At 65.5% G+C, this 238-nt stretch carries 1 protein-coding gene; it reads right to left on the bottom strand.

Annotated elements, in window-relative coordinates:
- A partial coding sequence (locus tag ACRHNM_RS18085; RefSeq protein ID WP_431138014.1) for an ABC transporter substrate-binding protein occupies nt 1-238 on the bottom strand: 238 nt, incomplete at both ends.

The following is a 238-nucleotide window of genomic DNA, read 5'->3' as shown; positions in this document are numbered from 1 at the left end:
GCCGTCGGTGGCGGTCAGTCCGGCGAAGATCTTCGGCTTGACTGGCGATTCGCTGTTCTGCACGTAGGTCGAGGCCTCGGGCCCGATCAGGACGATGTCGGCGCTGCCGGACAGCAGGGCGGTCATGCCCTTGTCGGTGCCCTGCGAGGTCTTCATGGACACGTCCAGCCCGGCGTCCTTGAAGTAGCCCTGCGACAGGGCGACATACTTGGGCACGTAGAGGATGGAGCGGACCACC

This window comes from Psychroserpens mesophilus (assembly GCF_050617655.1).
GTDB classification, from domain to species: domain Bacteria; phylum Bacteroidota; class Bacteroidia; order Flavobacteriales; family Flavobacteriaceae; genus Psychroserpens; species Psychroserpens mesophilus_A.
This window is presented reverse-complemented; position numbering and strand designations above follow the sequence as displayed.